1 protein-coding gene is annotated in these 1190 nt (G+C 75.1%); it reads right to left on the reverse strand.

Annotation, left to right across the window (positions count from 1 at the left end; translation table 11 throughout):
- Positions 1-1190, reverse strand: a 1190-nt coding sequence (locus DKL51_RS32920) for a DUF1775 domain-containing protein (protein ID WP_221623282.1), incomplete at both ends; no start/stop codon positions are given.

Genomic DNA, 1190 nt, shown 5'->3' on the forward strand with positions numbered 1-1190 from the left:
CTCGGGGTGGGCGCGGCGGCGGAGGGAGACGTCGCCGCGCCTGCGGGCGCGGCGGCCACGGTCAGGACCGGCGCAGGGTTCTCCGGTTCGGCGCCCCCGGGGTTCGGTTCCTCGATCCACCGGTCCACGTGGCCGTCGCTGTAGGTCTGCAGGGTCTTGAACACCAGCTGACGGGCGTCGGTCGGCAGCCGTCGGACCCGGACGGCGTACTCGGCGTCCTTGCCGACGGGCACCGCCGGGCCGGACACGGTGTAGCCGTCGGCGGCGGTCTTGAGGGCCCATCCGGTGGGTCCGCTGACCCAGGTCACGTCCGCCGGTTTGATGCCGGCGGGCAGGACGACGCGCAGGGCGGTGATGCCGGCGGTCGTCGACTCGGACTCGGCGACGAAGGTCAACTCGCTGTCGGTGGCGCCGGCCTTGGCCTTGTCCGCCGACACCTCGACGTGCGCGGACGCCGGGCCCGCCGTCAGCAGCAGCGCCGCGACAGTGCTGCCGGCCAGTACGCCCGTCCTCGTCCACCCTCGCACCACGATGGTCCTCACCCTTCTCGATGCCGCACGGGACGCGGCGACGCCCCGGATACCGTCTTGTAGTCGTCCGGCGGTCGCGATTAGTTCCCGCCCCACCGCTGACGGCCGCCACGATGGCACGCCGAGCCGGTTACGCACCGCGTGCAGTGCGCTGCCCCCTCCGGGGAGGATCCGCAGCCGTGCCTGCTGCGGTGGGGGCTGGTTGTCCAGAGACAGCTGCCAGCGTGACCCCTCGCCGCGCGGCGTGCGGGGCTGGCGGTCCACCCGGTTGATCAGGGCGGCCACGGCCACGGCGAGCACCACCACGGCGTGGCTGGCCAGCCGGGGCCACTGCACCCGGCCGGCGGCGACGTCGGCGGCGCTGAGCAGGGTCAGCACGGCCACGAACGCGCTGAGGATGGGCAGCACACCGGCGGTGCGCTGCCGGCGGGCGGCCACCCACAGCAGACCGGCGCCGACCGCGGCGTTCCACGCCGCCGACTCGTGCCACAGGTGATCCATGCTGGCCGCGCCCATTGCGTCGTGGCCGGGGTGGGGGGCGTTGGCGAGTGCTGCGACCTGCGCGGCGCCGAGCAGGATCTGCGCCGCCCCCAGCGCTCCGAGAGCGCCGCGCAGCACCTTGGCCGCGCGGCCGGCGGGGGCCGGCTGCGAGGAGGATAC

The organism is Micromonospora globispora, assembly GCF_003857015.1.
GTDB classification, from domain to species: domain Bacteria; phylum Actinomycetota; class Actinomycetes; order Mycobacteriales; family Micromonosporaceae; genus Micromonospora; species Micromonospora globispora.